Origin of the sequence: Caballeronia sp. DA-9, from assembly GCF_051615025.1 — a bacterium.
In the GTDB taxonomy this organism is placed as follows: Bacteria; Pseudomonadota; Gammaproteobacteria; order Burkholderiales; family Burkholderiaceae; genus Caballeronia; species Caballeronia sordidicola.
Window position 1 is genome coordinate 1,823,433 of sequence record NZ_CP195133.1, and the last position, 17,992, is coordinate 1,841,424.

At 60.1% G+C, this 17,992-nt stretch carries 12 protein-coding genes; 10 read left to right on the top strand and 2 right to left on the bottom strand.

Going from position 1 to position 17,992, the window contains the following annotated elements; all coding sequences use genetic code 11:
• Positions 1-31 precede the first annotated feature (31 nt).
• The 4 genes from ACRWA7_RS24640 (at position 32) to ACRWA7_RS24655 (ending at position 5,326) form a co-directional block, all read left to right on the top strand.
• Complete coding sequence (locus ACRWA7_RS24640; RefSeq protein ID WP_438396652.1) at positions 32-2,131, top strand: ABC transporter permease subunit; 2,100 nt, start codon at positions 32-34, stop codon at positions 2,129-2,131.
• Between the two features lie 17 nt (positions 2,132-2,148).
• Complete coding sequence (locus ACRWA7_RS24645; RefSeq protein WP_438396654.1) at positions 2,149-3,096, top strand: 3-hydroxyacyl-CoA dehydrogenase; 948 nt, start codon at positions 2,149-2,151, stop codon at positions 3,094-3,096.
• 13 nt (positions 3,097-3,109) lie between these two features.
• On the top strand, positions 3,110-4,012 hold the full coding sequence (locus tag ACRWA7_RS24650) for an SMP-30/gluconolactonase/LRE family protein (protein WP_060858931.1): 903 nt from the start codon (positions 3,110-3,112) through the stop codon (positions 4,010-4,012).
• Between the two features lie 174 nt (positions 4,013-4,186).
• Positions 4,187-5,326: an iron-containing alcohol dehydrogenase gene (locus tag ACRWA7_RS24655; RefSeq protein ID WP_438396655.1), complete on the top strand. Its 1,140-nt coding sequence runs from the start codon at positions 4,187-4,189 to the stop codon at positions 5,324-5,326.
• 74 nt (positions 5,327-5,400) lie between these two features.
• On the opposite strand, the gene ACRWA7_RS24660 is transcribed toward ACRWA7_RS24655, so the two are convergent.
• Positions 5,401-8,412, bottom strand: coding sequence for an EAL domain-containing protein (locus ACRWA7_RS24660; RefSeq protein WP_438396656.1), 3,012 nt, complete (start codon positions 8,410-8,412; stop codon positions 5,401-5,403).
• Positions 8,413-8,600: 188 nt separating this feature from the next.
• Positions 8,601-9,449: an N-acyl amino acid synthase FeeM domain-containing protein gene (locus ACRWA7_RS24665; protein ID WP_438396658.1), complete on the bottom strand. Its 849-nt coding sequence runs from the start codon at positions 9,447-9,449 to the stop codon at positions 8,601-8,603.
• Between the two features lie 249 nt (positions 9,450-9,698).
• Between ACRWA7_RS24665 and ACRWA7_RS24670 the strand changes: the two genes are divergently transcribed.
• The 6 genes from ACRWA7_RS24670 to ACRWA7_RS24695 all read left to right on the top strand — a co-directional run bounded on the left by ACRWA7_RS24670 (position 9,699) and on the right by ACRWA7_RS24695 (position 17,937).
• The gene (locus ACRWA7_RS24670) at positions 9,699-10,937 is read left to right on the top strand and encodes a site-specific integrase (RefSeq protein ID WP_438392302.1); all 1,239 of its coding nucleotides are present in this window, start codon (positions 9,699-9,701) and stop codon (positions 10,935-10,937) included.
• A gap of 2 nt (positions 10,938-10,939) precedes the next feature.
• Positions 10,940-12,484, top strand: a complete 1,545-nt coding sequence (locus ACRWA7_RS24675; RefSeq protein ID WP_438392301.1) for a site-specific integrase — start codon at positions 10,940-10,942, stop codon at positions 12,482-12,484.
• Positions 12,481-14,805, top strand: a complete 2,325-nt coding sequence (locus tag ACRWA7_RS24680) for a hypothetical protein (RefSeq protein ID WP_438392300.1) — start codon at positions 12,481-12,483, stop codon at positions 14,803-14,805. The genes ACRWA7_RS24675 and ACRWA7_RS24680 overlap by 4 nt, the downstream gene beginning before the upstream one ends.
• Positions 14,798-15,304, top strand: coding sequence for a hypothetical protein (locus ACRWA7_RS24685; protein ID WP_438392299.1), 507 nt, complete (start codon positions 14,798-14,800; stop codon positions 15,302-15,304). The genes ACRWA7_RS24680 and ACRWA7_RS24685 overlap by 8 nt, the downstream gene beginning before the upstream one ends.
• Positions 15,305-15,410: 106 nt before the next feature.
• The gene (locus ACRWA7_RS24690; RefSeq protein WP_438392298.1) at positions 15,411-15,917 is read left to right on the top strand and encodes a hypothetical protein; all 507 of its coding nucleotides are present in this window, start codon (positions 15,411-15,413) and stop codon (positions 15,915-15,917) included.
• 409 nt (positions 15,918-16,326) lie between these two features.
• Positions 16,327-17,937, top strand: a complete 1,611-nt coding sequence (locus ACRWA7_RS24695) for an MFS transporter (RefSeq protein ID WP_438396660.1) — start codon at positions 16,327-16,329, stop codon at positions 17,935-17,937.
• Positions 17,938-17,992 lie beyond the last annotated feature (55 nt).

Here is a 17,992-nt window from a genome sequence, read left to right on the forward strand (position 1 = left end):
TGAGTCGAACCGAAGCAACCAGAGGTCGATCATGAAAATTGCAATTGCGTCACCCGACAGCGAGATCGTGCGGCCAGGCGCGCACGTCGGATTGCGGGCGCGCATCGATCATTATCGCGGGCTGATCATCGCCATTGGCGCGCTTCTCGCGATGTTGATCGCGTGGGTGTCGCTCTCGGCCACGCCCGTTGGAATGTATGACATCGGTTCCGTGATCTCCAGCGGCACGACACTCGCGCTGGCAGCCATCGGGCAGACAATCGTGGTGCTGAGCGGCGGTTTTGATCTGTCCGCTTCGGCGGTAGTGTCGCTCTCCAACGTGCTTGCCGTGCGTTTCGTGCAAGGCACGCCGGTCGAGCAATGGGGCGGCGTTGCATTGATCATCGCGATAGGCGGCGGGATCGGCCTCATCAACGGCGCGCTGATTGCGTGGTTCAGGCTTCAGTCGATCGTGGTCACGCTCGCGACCATGTTCATGGTGCAGGGCCTGACGCTGCTGATCCAGAACAAGCCGGGTGGCAGTATCGGCGATCAGTTCGGAGGACTGATCACGTCGGACCTTATCCCCGACAAGGTGCCCATGTCAGCCGCCGTGCTGATCGTCGCGCTGCTGGTGTGGACCTTCATCAAGCGCACGCGTTTTGGCGTTGGCTTGTACGCGCTCGGCAGCGATCCGGACGGCGCTTATTCGAACGGCATGCCGGTGCGTGGATATCGGATTGCGACGTACGCGCTCGCCGGGATGTTCTACGCGGCGGCGGGACTGTATGTATCGGCGCAAACGGGCTCTGCCGATCCGCTCGTCGGCCGGCCATTGCTGCTTTCCATGTTCACCGCGGTCGTGCTTGGCGGGACGTGGCTGGGCGGCGGGCGAGGCGGTTGTGTCGGCACCGTGTTCGCGGCCATGACGCTGATGATTACCGTCAACATTCTACTCGTACTCAACGTATCGGCGTTTTTCACGACCATTGCTGAAGCGGTGATCCTGATTCTCGCCGTGCTGGGATCGTCCATCGGCAAGCAGTCGGCGGCGCATCATTGCGCGCGATATGCCGGCCGGTGGCTGAGCGCATGGCGAACCGGAACGCGCGCGAGGGACGATCGGCGTGCACGCCGCGTGAACTTCGAAGTCGAGCACTTTCGTCCGATGGAAAACACCGAGCTCAAGGGCCGCGCGATATCGGACTGGATAGAACGCAATCGCGAATGGGTGAAGTACGTGGTGCCCGCCTATTTGCTGTTCTTCGGCGTCATCGCGATCACGGGCGTGGTGTACGGACCAGGCGTGCTTGCAAGCGCCAACTTTTATACGAGCCTGCTGACGTTGACGCTTTTCCTCGCGATCCTCGGCCTGGGTCAAGGTGCGGTAATTCTCACAGGTGGTCTCGATCTGTCCGTGCCGTGGCTCATCACGTTATCCGGTGTACTGCTCACCGGCCTCACGCATGGTCTCAACGATGCCGCGCTCTGGGCCGTGCCGCTCGTGCTCGGCGCAGGGCTGCTGGTCGGCGTCTTCAACGGCGTCGGCGTGGTCGTGCTCGGCTTGCCGCCGATCGTGGTGACGCTTGCCGCCAACGGCCTGCTGCAGGGCATCACGCTGATCTATTGCAATGGCTCGCCGCAGGGCTGGGCGCCATCGGCAATAAGCAATTTCACGAACGGCCGCTTCGGGCCGCTGTCGCTGGCTGCGTGGTGCGTGCCGTTGTTCCTTGCGCTCGCGTTGTTGCTATTGCATCGCACGTCGTTTGGGCGGCGTGTCTATGCGGTCGGCAATTCGCCCATCGCGGCCAAGCTTTCGGGCGTGCGTGTGGGCGCGACGCTGATCGCGGTGTATTGCCTCTCCGGGTTGTGCTCGGCGGCCGTGGGCCTGTTGCTCGCCGGCTTCAGCAGTCAGGCGTTCCTTGGCATGGGCGACCCATACCTGTTGCCATCGATTGCAGTCGTGGTCGTGGGCGGCGCATTGATCACCGGCGGCCGCGGCCATTACCTTGGCGTGTTCGGCGGCGCACTGTTGCTGACCGCGCTCGGCACGTTGCTCGCGGGAACCACCGTGCCGCCGGCCGTACGCGACATCATCAACGGACTTGTTGTGCTGGCTGCGGTGATCACGTTGCGCGACAAGAAAGCTTGAGTGTTCAGGAGCATGCGATGACAGCATCGAAACGTGTTGCCGTGATTGGATCGGGGCGCATTGGACGCGCGTGGGCCATTGTGTTTGCGCGTGCGGGATTCGAAGTGCATCTTCACGATGCCGACCCTGCAGTGCTCGAAGGCGCGATTCCATCCATACGCGAAAGCGTTTCCGACCTCCGCGAATATGATCTGGTCGATGAGTCCATCGACCAGATTGCCGCGCGTATCAGCGCTCACGAAAATCTCGCCGATGCCGTGCACGATGTCGATCTGGTGCAAGAGAACATTGCGGAAATCCTGGAGGTGAAACACACGCTGTTCGCCGAACTCGACAGGCTGACGCGTCCCGACACGGTACTTGCAAGTTCGACTTCCGGCCTGCCCGCGTCGACGTTCACGGAAGACCTTGCCGGCCGCGCGCGATGTCTCGTGGCGCATCCCGTGAACCCGCCGTCGCTCGTGCCGCTTGTCGAGCTATGCGGCGCGCCGTGGACCACGTCCGAGACGATCGCCCGCGCTCGTGCGCTATACGAGGAAGCCGGTCAACAGCCCGTCACTGTCACGCGCGAGATACCCGGTTTCCTCTTGAACCGGCTTCAGGGCGCGCTGCTCGATGAAGCCCTGAGCCTTTATGCACGCGGTTACGCGAGCGCGGCGGATCTCGATACCGTGATGCGCGACGGCCTCGGGCTGCGCTGGTCGTTCATGGGCCCGTTCGAAACCATCGACCTGAATGCGCCGGGCGGCATTTCGGATTACGCCACGCGTTATGGCGCGATGTATCGATCATTTGCGAAAGACAGCGCGCCGTTCGACTGGTCGCCCGAGAGCATCGCGCGGCTCGACGCCGAGCGTCGCGAAGTGCTGCCGCGCGGCGAGATAGAAAACCGCAGCCGCTGGCGTGACAGACGGCTGATGGCGCTTTTGGCGCATCGGCGAGCCACTGCAAAGTCAGACAAATAAACCGGAGACAACCATGATCGAAACGCGCCTGATCGTCGATGCCGACAATCATCTTGGTGAAGGACCGTTGTGGGATGTGAAGGAACAGCGCCTGTACTGGATCGACAGCACGGCCGCTGAAATCAGCAGTTGCCGCGCCGACGGCAGCGACATCCGGCGTTATTTCGTGCCGCGCCACATTGGTTCCATGGCCCTACGCGAAGAGGGCGGCGCCGTGGTTGCGCTTGCCAACGGCCTGCATTTCTACGACTTCGATGCGCAGACGGTCAAGCTCATTGCGGACCCGGAAAGCGATGATCCAGAGACGCGTTTCAACGACGGCAAGGTCGACCGGCGAGGGCGGTTTATCGCGGGAACCATGGCCTACGACTTCGACCGTTACGACGCCGATCGCGGCCAGCGTTCGAGCCGCAGCGGCGCGTTGTATCGGCTGGACACCAACGCTCAGGTGACGCGGCTCGATGGCGGCATCAGTTGCTCGAACGGTCCTTGCTGGAGCCCGGACAATCGCACCTTCTATTTCACCGATACCTACGACCGCCAGATGTACGCATATGACTACGACATCGAAACCGGGTCTGTTGCGAACCGGCGCGTGTTTGCTTCCGCGCGCGACATGGCGGGAACGTTCGATGGCGCGACCGTGGATGCCGAGGGCTACGTGTGGTCTGCGCTCGTGTTCGGCGGTCGAATCCTGCGTTTTGCGCCCGACGGAACGCTTGACCGCGTGGTGCCATTTCCGGTGCGCAACCTGACGAGCGTGATGTTCGGCGGCCCTGAACTCGATATCCTTTTCGTCACTACAATGGGACGCCCGATGTGGGGCATTCCGCAGAAGGAGCGCGACAAGGGCGGCCTTTTTGCAATTACGGGGCTCGGCGTGAAGGGTTTGCCCGAGCCGCGTTTCGCGGGTTGAAGGATTTTGGGGCCAGGCGCGCTCAGACTTGAGCAAAAGCGATAGCGGCATGAAATCTTGTCAATGTTCAGGTCAGGGGGCCAAGCCTATACTGCGTGACCAACCAGCGCGAGACGCGCTGCAAGACGCGTTTCTGCCGGTCTGATAACCCATACATAGTGCTTGCCCATTGCCATGTCGCTCATCAATTACATCACGCAGATCCAGTTCGACTTCGGCGCCGTCAAGCTCATTAAAAGCGAATGCGAGCGCATTGGTATTCATCGTCCATTGATCGTGACCGACGAGGGCGTGAAGGCCGCGGGCATAGTCGATACGGTGCTCGACGCCCTCGCGCAAGCCGGACCGGTCCCGGTTTATGACCGCACCCCGCCGAATCCCAACGAGGCCGCCGTACGCGACGCCGTAGCCCTGTACAAGCAATCGGAATGCGACGGAATCATTGCGATAGGCGGCGGTTCGTCGATCGACCTCGCGAAGGGCGTGGCCGTTTGCGCCACGCACGAAGGGCCGCTGCAAAGCTTCGCTGTCATCGAAGGCGGCACCGCGCGCATTACGTCCGCCACGGCGCCGCTGATCGCGATCCCGACCACCGCGGGCACCGGCAGTGAAGTAGGGCGCGGCGCGATCCTGATTCTTGACGATGGCCGCAAGGTCGGCGTCATATCGCCGTACGTGGTGCCGAGGTCGGCCATCTGCGATCCGGAACTCACCATGAAGTTGCCGCCCGCGCTGACCGCCGCAACCGGCATGGACGCCATCGCGCATTGCATTGAAACGTTCCTGGCCCCGGCGTTCAATCCGCCTGCCGACGGCATCGCGCTCGACGGATTGTGGCGCGCGTGGCGTCACATCGAACGCGCCACGCATCGACCCGATGACCGCGTGGCACGCATGAACATGATGAGCGCATCGATGCAAGGCGCGCTCGCGTTCCAGAAGGGACTCGGGTGCGTGCACAGCCTGAGCCATTCGCTTGGCGGCATCAACCCGAAGCTGCATCACGGCACGCTCAACGCAATCTTCCTGCCCGCCGTGATCGACTTCAACAGCGCGGCGCAAAGCGTGAAGAATGAAGGCAAGCTCGGCCGTCTCGCCCTGGCAATGCAACTCGAATCCGGTGACCAGGTCAGCCCGGCGATTCGCGACATGAGCCGCAAGCTTGGCATGCCTTCGGGACTGGCCGGGCTCGTCGTGACGCATGACATGTTCGAGCGGATCATCGGCGGGGCGCTGAAGGATCACAGCCACAAGACGAATCCGCGCGAGGCTACGCCGGATGACTACCGCGACATGCTCGAACGCTCGATGTAATCGGTAGGAGTAATCGGTCCAGGCCCGTTAGCTCCTACACCGTGACTCGCGGGTAGCACGAGAAAAAATAATCGCTAGTGCAGGGGACTCGTCGAGCGATCGCTTTGCGCGAACTCAACGGTTCGTGGCCCGATCAACGCGAGAATCTCGGGGTCAGTAATGAAGTCCGCCGCCGACGTGGCCGCAAGGATCACCTCCGGCAGTTGCGGCCGGGCGATAGCGAACCCCTGCACGTAATCCACGCCCATGGTCTGCAGGATCTCGAGCGTGTGCGCGTCCTCGACCCATTCTGCAATGCTCTGCATGCCGAGGTTGCGCGCGAGGCCCACGATCGCTTCGACAATCGCTGCATTCGCCGAAAATTCCCTGATACGCCGCACGAAACCGCCATCGATTTTCAAGGCATCGGCGGGCAGTTCGGTCAGGTAAGGGAACGACGTATAACCCGCGCCGAAGTCATCGAGCGCGACTTTTGCGCCGAGCCGCTGCACGCTGTCGATAAGACGCCGCGTATTGTTCAGGTCACGCAATGCAACGCCTTCCGTGATCTCGATGCAAAGCATGGGAACCACGTGCTGATACCGGCGCAGCAGATCGCCCACTTCCGCGACAAACCGTTCGTCGTTCAACGACGCAGCGCTTACGTTGACCGATACGAACCGCGTTCTCGACAAACGCGTGAGGTTGCGGTCGATCCAGCACAGCGTGGTCTCCATGACCCATTTATCGACAAGGGAAATGGTGCCGTTGGCTTCCGCCGCCGCGATCACTTTCACGGGCGGGATCACCGTGTTGCCGGGACCGCGCATGCGCAGCAGCACTTCGAAATCCAGCGCGTCATACGGTGTTTTCAGCGACATGATCGGCTGCATCTCGAGGAACAGGCCGGTCAGCGGAAGATCGCCGCTGAACCGCTCGATCAGGCTCAATTCATGATGCCGTTCCACGAACATCGGTGCATCGCTCCGATACACCACCACGCGCCCGTTGCCGTTGAGCTTCGCTTCCCGGCAGGCGCTGTCGGCGGCCGAAATGGCTTCCTCCGCCCGCAAATCCGCAGGCGACTCGATCAAGCCGACCGATGCGTGCACATGGAACGCACGCTGGCCGATCTGATAGGACTCGCGGCCGATGGTATCGATAAGGGCCTGCGAAGCGAGCGCCGCCGCGTCCAGCGATGTATCGCGAAACAGGATGACAAACTCGTCGCCGCCGATCCGGCAAATCCGGTCGGCTGGCCGCAATCCGGTTTCAATGCGCGAGCAGACTTGCTTGAGCACTTCGTCGCCAATGTGATGGCCGAACAGATCGTTGATCAGCTTGAAGCGGTCGAGATCCAGATACGCGATGATCAGCGGTATCGACTGGCGTCCGGCTGCCGTGGTTGTCTCGGCGATACACCGGTCGATACCGCGCCGGTTCAGGACGCCCGTCAGCGGATCGTGGTGCGCGAGGAAGCTCAGGGTATGGATCGCCTGCTGCCGCTCGGTAACGTCCTGCACGGAACCTTCCAGTTGCGTGCCGGCGGACGCCGCCTTGATCAGATAGTGGTGCTGGTGAGCGCCGCTTGGATGGGACGCAGCCGGGAGATCATCTGCTGCAACGGGCGGTTTGCCGTCGAGCGTCATTTCGAATTCGACCGCGCCCGTTTTCATCGCCTGCTTGTAGATGGGCCGCCAGCTTCCCGCCTCGAAGTAATCGTCCCAGTGCCGGCGTTGCGCGTTGTCCGCCATGCCGAGCATTGATTCGAGCGCCGGGTTGACGCGCACGAAACCGCCGTCGGGATCGAGCGTGAAAAGCCCGACCGGCGTCACTTCATAGGCGCGGCGGACCTCGGCTTGCGCCCGCAGACGCTCGGCGCGTTCGGCCCGCATCTGCTCGGCGATGGCGAGCGCCGCCATCAGGCTGGACACGAGCGCCGCCGTCACGCTATTGAACGCGGGGATAAAAAAGTGCGTCTTGAAAGCCGCCGAGGCAACCTCCGAAAAGCTCGCGAGCAGCGCGATTGCGAGCGCGGCGCTGTACCAGAGCGCCGTGCGCGATGGCGCGATGATCAGCAAGCGAACAAGAATGAAGACGATCACCGCGATCGAAAAGCTCGCAATACTCCACATCAGCGGCAAGTAGAACCGGACTGGCAGCGCTATGGATGCGATCAGCAGCACCGGCCCGAGCCATTGAATGGCGCGAAGCAAACGCTTGTGCCCAACGCGCGGCAGGTCGTTCCTGAAAAGGTTCTGAAAGAGCGTCCACGTGAGGATGTAGTAGACGGGAACCGTGATCTTGCGGATCAGCGAAACCCAGCCGAGCGGCAACGCCGAGCCGAGCCATTGTTCGTCCCAGCCCATGGAGATTGCGCCCAGACGGAGATTGCCGAACAGCCACGCGGCGAACAGCACGTAGACCCAGTCACGGTTGATGATGGCCGTGATCAGCACGAATGCGGCCAGCGTCGCGAGGCCGCCTTCGAGCAATCCTGAATGCCGATAGAACGAGTCGTTTCGATGCTTCAGATCACTCGGTGACAGGCTCAAGGCCGAGTGGACCGCAGGGCCGCTGAAGCGTGCCCGGCACACCACGCCGTCGCGTGGACTCGAAGTCACCGCAATGCCGCTGCCCGAGCGGGCGAGGGCGCCTGAAGCAGGCGCGTCTTTCGATACGCTGCCAATTGGCGCAAACGTCGATATGTCGAAACAACTGATCTGCTGGATATGCCGAGAGGGGAAAAAAATTGCCTGAGGAGCTGGTGCAGCGGCATTCAACACATCCGGTCCGGACGACTCGATCGAGAACCAGGTCGGCGCTTCGCTGAGCCGCGTATCGTAGCGATCCTGCAGCGGCTGGGCACGCAGCGCGGCGACTGCGCTCGCCACGTCAAGTTGGCTTTTTTGATCGACCAGGATGTGCATCGACAGCGGCCTGCCGCTTTCGTTGCCTGAGGGCGTGCCCGGGTGCAGTAGCACGATCAGCGACAGAATCCCGATAGCAAGCGGAGTCGCGTAGTAAGAAAACAGAAATGAAAACGTATCGATCGTGAAGCCGGCCCGCGCTCTCGTCCGACACTGCTTTCGGTCAAACCATTTCATTCATCGGCCTGTCAATGTGCGTGGCGGCATTGGATCGATCCCGCCGGCTGCGCAATATGGATGCGCGGCGGGTACTTTACTCGTAAAAAGCCGCCTCCGTCTGAAGGCTGAGGCGGCTTAGATGGCAACGTTCCAATTTCGACGGCAATGCCACGCCTTTCGGCGCGGCATGTACCTGTGAATGCCGGTTAGTAGTGCAACGCCTCGCCAGTGCCCGCAGAGCCGTTCGCTGTTTGCCTTTGCTGAGGCGGCAAGCTGCTTGGAGTATTGATAGCACTTGCTGAACCTGCTGCTGGGGGCCAGTTCAGAGAGGGCGCTGCGCTCAGATCGATATCCGGATGATGTGTCGCCACCATGAAATCATAAAGTGGATGACGCGCTTCATGCCAACGCTGCTGCGCCGTGGCTACTTCGAAAGCCATGACACGGTGCGGGATGTTGTTGGCGTGGGCAAGCGGAATAAACTCCTTCTCGCCGAAAACGTCGCGAAAAAGCATTGCGGCGTATTGGCGATCGAGCGGCGTTCGCGCGGCAATCACCATCCATTCGATTTTCTCAAGCATGCAGTATAAATAGAACGCTTTAAATAGCGCAGTTTTAACCATGCGTCCGGCAGCGCCGGCCTCGACCCCGAGCCGTGTTGCGCCGACCAGTTTGCCGGAGACCCAGTCAGGCAGGTCCACCGATGTCTGGAGCGAGAGCCTGCGATACCGGTTGCTCTGGATTCGCATGGTGCCGACGGGTGCGCCGTTGAGTTTCGCCTCCGCGAGAAAGATCAGGCCGCCAGGTTCGCGGTCGTAGGGTTCCGGCTGGTCCATCGTTCGGGCGAAATCGGGAACGTGCCGTTGATACGCCGCCTGCCGCATTTTCAGAGCGCGTTCGAGAGCCTCGTCGTCGGCGACCACGCGAACCGTGAACGGCAAGCGCGCCTCGCGTTGGATATTTTGCGACGCTGTGGTTTGCGCGGCCGGCGAAAGCGGCATGAACGATGGGCTTGCGAGCGTTGCCGCTCGAACTTCGTGCGTTGCGTCGTGCATGTGTTGCTCCTGGTTGAGCTGGCGCCGGGTGGCGTCAGTAATCGGAGCTTCGCACGGACGTCAAATTGTGTAGTTCGCGGGGCGGGAGCTGGTTGCGGCTGAATCGCGGCTTCTGCTAACTAAGTTGACATAACATAAATTATCAACTTCAGTGGTATCTAAAGAAGTGTTGCGGATTTCGCCTCGCTGTCATGGATTCGACGCAACAGCTTCATATCATTTGGCACCTTTTTACCGTTGCGTCGATCGATGACTTTCCTCCAGTTATCGGATTCGCTGGTTCCGGGCCAACTGAGAAGCGTCACCCTGGTCGGTGAGTCTGCAATTCCACGATATTGGGCCAACGTCTGGCTGATCATGTCGATGGGCCATCTGGCCGAATCGACCCAAACTGGCAAGCTTCGGTACATCGAGGACCTTTACCAGCACGCGGACCGGATTCTGGGACCAAACGGTCTCGACGATGCGCTTGCTGGCGTCGATGATGGCGCGCTGGCCGACGTTCTTGAGTCGTGGTTTGTCTCGATCCGGAATCGGCCGCGAGCCACCCGAGCCGACGAGCTGCGCTGGCATGCCGGCCTCGGGTTTGTGACGGACGTGGTGACATGGCGTTCCAAGAGCCGAATTCCGGATGATCGCCTGCGAGCCATCGAGGCGCGCTTGCACAGGCTTTCGACCTTATACAGCCAATTGCATGTGCGGAAAACCAGTCAGGTTGAAACCGTCCGCTCATTGCCAGCATCCGTCGTGGAGGCGCTTTACGATCTGCTGGACCCGGAGTCGAGTGGGAATCCGTTCACGCGTGCGAAGACCCGCTGGCGCATTTACATCGCCTTCGTGCTGATGTTGCATCAAGGACTGCGGCGTGGCGAGTTGCTGCTGCTTACAGCCGACTGTGTAAAGTCCGGCTTTGACAAGAAAAGGCAAACACCGCGTTATTGGCTCAATGTGCAGGAGAACGAATATGAGGACGGCGAAGCCGATGAGACGATCGACTCGCGGTACTCGAAGCCAAGCATCAAAACAGTCCATTCTGTCCGACAGATTCCTGTCAGTGGGCTAACGGCTCAGCTGGTCCAGACCTACGTTGAAAACTATCGCGGCCGCCCGAGCCACCCCTTCCTGCTTAATTCATATCTTGGCAACCCGCTCGCGACTGAATCGCTGACAAAAGCGTTTCGCGAAGTCTCGAATGTGTTGCCGGAGCCGGTACGTCGTGAATTGAGCGATCGCTGTGGCAAGGATTCCGTTATGCCGCATGACCTGCGTCACACAAGCGCTGTCGTGCGCTTACATCAACTGCTGGATAGCGGTGACGCGATGGATGAGGCACTGCAGAAGATGCGAGCGTTCTTCGGATGGTCAAAGAAATCGTTGATGCCCTCACGCTACGCGCGGGCTGTGTTCGAGGACCGGCTAGCGGACGTGTGGAATGACAGTTTCGATGACCAGGTAGCGTTGCTACGCGCCATCCCGAAAGGGCTCTGACCATGCAAGTGCCCCGCAGCATCGGCGTTGCGGATGTCGCTCGCAAGGCCGGAGATCTGATCGCCGACGTGGTCTCGCGACTTCCAGCGCTTCCTCCCATCATCCGCTACTACGACGAATTTGATGACGCTACCCGCTCGATCACTTCGCCCGCGGACACTGTGGTATTCGAACTGTTGATATATGGGCGGCTGCACAGGCTGGACTTCGATCGTTGTCCAGGCGCATATGGCATGCTGGTGAAGCAGCTCTTCTTGTTTCTGCTAGGCAAAGGACTTCATGTCGTTTCCGCCTTCAAGGCAGCCAGTGGAGCGATGCACTTCTCGGTTCCCGAAGTCGAAAGGCTGGTCGACGCCGGCCCGCACAAAATCGGTCGTGAATGGGCCGTCATGCGCGCTCGCGACTTGCCTCAGGATGCGTACCGCTTCGGCAAAACACTGCTGCGGCTGCTGTGTGCCCACCGACTTTGCGGCTGGTCTCCGACGTATGAAGAATTTATACGCTCTTCCCTGCCTGGTCCTGCAACAGATTCGCACGCTGGAGTGCATTCTGGAGATGTCTTTCTATCGGTCGACGAAGAAGCAGCGATCGTGAGGCATCTGGACGAAACGGTTTCAGCTCTCACGTCGTCCGTGAGCGCACCTCCAGCACACGAGGACCTCTGCGACGCCGGCATGTTGCTGTGTGCCTATCAGTTTGCCATGCGTCCGATCCAGATCGCGATGCTGAGCATGAGAAATGTGCGTATCTGGCAGGATGCGCCGGATGGTCCGCCGACGGTGCATTTGACCTTCCATATGGCCAAGCAGAAAAGTACCTCAAAAAGAAAGCCACTCACGCGCCGGGTCAAGCGAGAATGGGCTCCGATCATCGTTGCGTTTAATGGTCACCGGCAAGCTGAAGGAGCTGCTGGTGCCGCTCGTTTCTTTGCTGTTCAATCGAACTACGAAGCGGGAGCGCGCATTGCCACGCTGGTGAGGAAACTGATCGGTTCTGATGATCTCGGTACGGCCATGGACCTGCGACATACAGCGGCCCAACGACTCGTTGACGCCGGTGCCAGTCACGAGGAGCTCGCCGAATTCATGGGCCATTCCAATGTGCGGACCGGGCTCGTTTACTACGAAACATCTGCCACTCACGCGGAGCGCGTCAACCGTGCACTCGGCGCATCGGACATATACCGACGCGTGGCGAAAATTGCACACGACCGGTTCATCTCCCCGGAAGAGCTCACCCTTCTTAAAGGTGAGCAACAGATCGCTGGTGTGCCTCACGGCATTCCGATTGCAGGTATCGGCGGATGTTCTTCGGGGCAACCTGCCTGCCCTTACAACCCGGTCACGTCGTGCTATGGATGCAGGAAGTTCATGCCCTTGCACGATAAGGCGATGCATGAGCACGTGCTAGCCGCCATGCGTGAAGTAGTGGTGTTCTTCGATCAGAGTTCTCGCGGCGACACCAGCTCGCCAGCCTACCTGCAACTGCAGCGCACGATCGCTGAAATACAGTCGGTCATCGAGGAACTGGAAGGCGAGAATCGATGAATCCACACTACTCCGCGTTCATCGATCTGGGCAAAGCGCTGGCCCATGAGAAAGGCCTGTCATGGGACATGCCTCTCGACGAAACAGGCGCCGCATGCGACGGCGTCGGCTGGAATCTTACTGTCATTGCCGGCGACGTACCGCCACCGACCCATTACCTGCGAGATCTCGGACCTGATGCGAAGGCGCTCGCGATCATCAATGCGGAGCGCGCTGAGCAGGGCCTGGCGCCACTGCCCCGGCGCCCTCTCTCGCCGGCCTGGCAGGACCTGATCAAGGCATCCGTTACCGAACAGTTACTGTTCAAACGGAACACCACCGGACATGTCATGCAACACATCGCGCGCCCGCTCCGGGTGGTTGCAACATGCGTGGAAAAGGATCCTTGGCAGCTAACCGTTGATGATCTCCGTATCGCGATCCGCATTGGAGCAGCGATACAGGCCAGCGGCAAGCTTGGCGATCTGGTCGCCGGTATCGTCAAGGTGATTCTTGATGCCCAGCACCTCTGCGATGTGGGGCAGTTGTATCCGTCGCTAGACAGTGCGCGCATGCGTACGAAAAGCGTGATCAAGGCGAAACATACCTGGTCGCAGGACGAGTTGCGCGCCGACCTGGAGGCACGCAAGCGCAAGGAGCGGCTACCCGAACGCCGGGCGTTCTGGGAACTGACCCGGATCGTGATGACCGAGAGCCCGCGGACGTTCATGGACGATCTGCGGTTCGCCGCCGTGCGGACAATGATCGTGACTGGCATGCGTGCGGGCGAAGCTGCCCTGTTGCCGGTCGACTGGAAGCGCGAGCGGACGTATCTGGACTCAAAGGGGCGGCCTGCCGGCGAAGCCGGTGGAATCTCAACGTCGCTGATGGCCCGGCACTTCGCGGAAAAGCAGCAGGACGACGAGTCGGACAGCCGCTTCCTGCGTGAAAACACCCAGCCTGTTCCCGACATGTTCCGGGCTCTGCTGACTGAGACGCTTGACCACATCGCGAAGCTCACAGATCCGCTACGCGCGACGCTGAAGCTGCAATGCGAGACAGGGCGTCTGCTTCCGTGGTACCCGAGCGACGGCCTCGTGCCCATCATCGAAATCTATACGCGGTTGATGGGTAACCCGTTCTGGCTGGACATCAAACGGGAACCGTTCATTGAGCGCTACCGGCAGGAATTCGATCCGGAGGTGCTGATTGAGTTGTATCGTCACCAGACGGAACGGTATCTGCACGGTCCGGTCGGACTTGATATGGCGGTCTACAAGTTCGGAAGCAGACTACTAAAGAAAATGCGGGACGGACACACTACCCTTCGCGTCCGCCGTGCTGACGGTAGGGCCATCGGGGACCGACAGCGTGCGGGATGGCATGACAGCTATCTGAACATCGGCGAGCTTGAGGAGCATATCCGTTCGGCGACCCCGACGAAGGTCTCTGATATAACACCGCTGCCGCTTGCGGTCGGCGTGGTGCAACCGTGGGAGTTTCTGTTCGTTCAGCCCAAGCGCTCGCTCGCCGAGGAGCGCAACGACGGCGTTTGCGACGTGACCCGCTACATGGCGGTCAACCGGCCTGATCCTACGTTCATCGGACAGGCGCTCGGCGACTCGAAGGACCTGCCGTCGCTGTTCGAAAAATACGGACAGACCGACGAAGACCGTGCCTTGAAGATCGAGTCGCACATGCTGCGTCATCTGCAAAACACCGAGCTGTTCCGGCTGGGCGTCGCCGACACCATCATCTCGAAGCGCTTCAACCGGCGCAGCGTCGCACAGAGTTACGAGTACGACCATCGCAGCCTCGCAGAAGATTTGGACCAGATCGAGATCCCCCAGGACATCGAGATCATGCTCGGTGAAAAAGCCAGCACGGTTGCCAGGCTCATCAAGGGCGGCAAGGCCAATGGCCCGATCGTGGACGCGTTCCGGCGCATCCAGGCAACAGAGGGCGACACTGCCGCGTACGAGTACCTGCGCGCCGAAGCGGACGGTTTCCATGTCACACCGTATGGGCATTGCCTGAATTCATTTACGGTCGATCCCTGCCCCAAACATCTCGAGTGCTTCGCGGACTGCCGCCATCTGTCGGCCACCGACCTGCCGGAGAACCGGCAGAACCTGATCCGGCTCGAGGGCAAGTTCAAGCTTGCCCTTGAGTCGATCAAGGCTAGACCATCAACCAGCATCGGCTGGCAAAACCAGCTTGACCACGCAGAAAAGCGCTTGGCCGGCGTACAGAAGCTCCTCACGACGCCACCAGGAGAACGTCCCTTCCCTGATGGCCCGGACCTGTCACAGCCCCGGGAACGTGGAGTACTTGATGACTAAACCGAACGAGATTGCACCGTCCAACGACAACGAAATGCGCGAGATCCTCGAAACGTTGCTGGCCGATGACGCAGACATTACGGCACGCGCCGTCGCCCGACTGCACCCGTCCATCAATGCCGCATCATCTATCACGCGCAGTGAGCCACGAAGCAAGTTGCTCGCTGAATATCAGCAGCGTCAGGCGGAGTATCGGCGCTGGCGCGCTCGCGTTGCGAAACGGTCCGGCGCAGACACGGCAACATCACTAGCCGACAAGAATATCCGGATCGCAGAGCTCGAGTCGACCGTTGAGTTGCTGACGGCATCGCACCTCGCCATGCTACGCGCCGTTGGTGAACTGGGTGGCTTCAGCACGTGGGCGAAGTTCTACGAGCCGTATCGGGAAGCACGAGACAAACTCGCCGAGCTTGGTGCGCTGCCGGAGGCGGCAGTGTCTGCGATGTCCCCGGACTCTCGCGTCGAGCCGGCCCGTGGCCCGGCGAAGAAGCGACGCTGAGTTCTTGGTCTAGCGCTATAGCGGTATGCTAACGGTTGTCGAACGCTTTGCCACGAAATGGCTGAGCCTCGCGGCTGGCGCCGCCCTCTCCCGAAAGGAGTGTCACATGTCCTACTGCCCGTTCTTCCAGACGCTGCATGATGAAACTCGTCCCGTGGGCCATCTCGGCCGGGGAAGTCACTACTCCGTTCTGCGAGTACCGACGTGGCACGATGAGCTGTTGAATCCGCTCCAGAGCGCCACGTTTCTTGACTTCGCTATTGTCTGGGATGAGGACCACGACGAGCGGATCATCGATGCGATTCTGATCCTTTACCTTGGTGGCCTGCTGGCTCCGGTTCGATTCATCGGGGAACGAAAAGGTGTGCTCTCGATACTCCTGGCGCCGGCCGTCATAGACGCGTGGGATGAGCCGACTTTGCAGCGTTATCGTGACGATGTTGAGAGCGTTTGCACGAGCCTTGAGGATCCGTGGACGGCGGAAGTGAACAGCATTGATAGCTCGCTACATTCAATCATCCACGCGGCACCCGAGGACGTCGCCACATATCTGAAAAACATCGACATGCTGTGGCGACTCGGGACCAGAGCAGCCGGGGATCAATATGCGTGAACGCAACAACCACCAAGCATGTCGTGTCGGCGATGAGCCACGGGTGTTGCGTCACTACGCGCTTGGGCGCGCAACGCTGGGGTGCTCTTCGTTAGCGCAACAGCACTTCGACAAATACTCTGCGCCTGTGGATAACTTCGACCTTATAAATAAAGGAAGAGTCGAAGAACAGACCTTCGCAACACCACGCCCTAGGTGCCAAGAATCACTTTTTTACGTGTGCGAACTTGACCGGCCAATAATCGTCTGTCCACGCAGCCAGTCCCATTATTCGCGTTTCCCGACAGATGAATTCGCATTGCCTTCCTTTATCCACGACGTTGACATCCCTACGATTGACGCACTCGCAGGAACGGGAGAAACCCGTCGCGCCGCTCCTGTATTGCATGAACCCTAGGGAATCTTATCGATGCTCCAGCGCACCACGCATGCTTCTCCAACGGCGCCCTCGTCAAAACGAGCCAAAACCCTTGTTCTCATTGCGGTGATTTTGGCCTGCATCAGCTTGCCTTTGAGTCTTTCCGCGGGACCTGCCGCTCAGACATTCATCGGTCGAGACCTTGCGGGAGGCACCGTTGCGCTTTCCTGGATCACCAACGCGTTCATGCTCGCCTGCGGCAGCACCTTGATGGTGGCCGGCGCGCTTGCCGATCACTATGGGCGCAAGAAAATCTTCTTCATCGGCATGCTGGTCATGACGGTCGTTTCGCTTCTGATGCCGCTCGCCCCAAGCGTCTTGTGGCTCGATTTCCTTCGCGTCCCGCATGGTCTTGCGGCGGCGTGCGCTTATGCCGGCGGCGTATCAATGCTGGCCCAGGAATTCGAAGGTCCCGCACGCGTCAGGATTTTCAGCCTTATAGGAATCGCGTTTGGCGCAGGCCTGGCCTTTGGCCCGACTCTGGCCGGTATCCTGATCGCTTCTTTCAGTTGGCATGCGGTCTTTCTCAGCAGTGCGCTTATCAGTGGTATTGCGCTGGTCCTGTGCATTTTCTTCATGACGGACAGCAAGAATCCTTCGGCGCATGGTCTTGACTGGGCAGGAGCCGGCACCTTCACCCTCATGTTGACGCTCTTCACCTTCGCAGTGGTTGAAGCCCCAGTGCATGGATGGACGAGTCCGCTCGTCCTGGGACTCTTTCTGGCGAGCGCTCTGGTGCTGGCCCTCTTTGTCGTGATCGAGATGAGAGTCTTGAATCCCATGCTCGATCTCAGCCTTTTTCGATATCCGCGCTTCCTGGGCGCACAACTTCTGCCGCTTGCGACCGCGTATTCATATATTGCGCTGCTGGTTATTCTGCCGCTGCGGTTCATCGGGATTGAAGGACTCAATGCACTCGATGCTGGCATCCTGATGCTTTATTTCTCGGCGCCCCTGCTCTTTATTCCGTTCTTTTCGGCGATGCTTACCCGATTTGTTCCGGTCGGCATCCTTTCGGGTCTGGGCATGCTCATCTCGGTCGCGGGCCTCTTTTTATTCACTCAGGTGCCACTCGGAGATCATGGCGTCCTGATGCGCATGGATCTGGTTTTGATCGGGCTGGGTGCTGCCATCCCATGGGGATTGATGGATAACCTCGCCGTCAGTGTCGTTCCCAGCGACAAAGCCGGTATGGCTGTTGGTATCTTCGGCGCCTTGCGCGTTTCGATTGATAGCACGGCCATGGCTATCGTAGGTTCGTTGCTGGCATTTTTTGCGCGCCAAACCCTGACAGGAATCAGGCCCGATCAGAATCCGGACACGCTGGCGTCAGGTGCAGCGCAGCTTGCTGCCGGAACGCTGGCGAAAGCCGGATCGATCCTTTCGGACTTCGATCATGCACACCTGCTTCTCGCCTATGACCTTGCGTTCAAGCAGCTTCTTTGGGTCGCGATCATCCTGACCCTGATTGCTGCCGTCCTGGTCTTTGCTCTGCTTGGGCGGGTTCGTTCCGACCACGGAGAAGTTAAAGCCGATAAGGAGGACGAAACGCATCGTGGGATAGCTACGCCGTTGGCACAAGAATCGCCTGCTCTCGATTAATGACTTCCTGAGTAGCGCCCCGGCACTGAGTCATGCATTACTACCCTGCACTTCG

Bases quoted from the DNA above. Each gene is read 5' to 3' on its own strand.
- ACRWA7_RS24665 (WP_438396658.1), bottom strand. From the start codon at position 9,449: ATGCACGACGCAACGCACGAAGTTCGAGCGGCAACGCTCGCAAGCCCA.
- ACRWA7_RS24680 (WP_438392300.1), top strand. From the start codon at position 12,481: ATGAATCCACACTACTCCGCGTTCATCGATCTGGGCAAAGCGCTGGCC.
- ACRWA7_RS24675 (WP_438392301.1), top strand. From the start codon at position 10,940: ATGCAAGTGCCCCGCAGCATCGGCGTTGCGGATGTCGCTCGCAAGGCC.
- ACRWA7_RS24645 (WP_438396654.1), top strand. From the start codon at position 2,149: ATGACAGCATCGAAACGTGTTGCCGTGATTGGATCGGGGCGCATTGGA.
- ACRWA7_RS24660 (WP_438396656.1), bottom strand. From the start codon at position 8,412: ATGAAATGGTTTGACCGAAAGCAGTGTCGGACGAGAGCGCGGGCCGGC.
- ACRWA7_RS24655 (WP_438396655.1), top strand. From the start codon at position 4,187: ATGTCGCTCATCAATTACATCACGCAGATCCAGTTCGACTTCGGCGCC.
- ACRWA7_RS24640 (WP_438396652.1), top strand. From the start codon at position 32: ATGAAAATTGCAATTGCGTCACCCGACAGCGAGATCGTGCGGCCAGGC.
- ACRWA7_RS24685 (WP_438392299.1), top strand. From the start codon at position 14,798: ATGACTAAACCGAACGAGATTGCACCGTCCAACGACAACGAAATGCGC.
- ACRWA7_RS24690 (WP_438392298.1), top strand. From the start codon at position 15,411: ATGTCCTACTGCCCGTTCTTCCAGACGCTGCATGATGAAACTCGTCCC.
- ACRWA7_RS24670 (WP_438392302.1), top strand. From the start codon at position 9,699: ATGACTTTCCTCCAGTTATCGGATTCGCTGGTTCCGGGCCAACTGAGA.
- ACRWA7_RS24650 (WP_060858931.1), top strand. From the start codon at position 3,110: ATGATCGAAACGCGCCTGATCGTCGATGCCGACAATCATCTTGGTGAA.
- ACRWA7_RS24695 (WP_438396660.1), top strand. From the start codon at position 16,327: ATGCTCCAGCGCACCACGCATGCTTCTCCAACGGCGCCCTCGTCAAAA.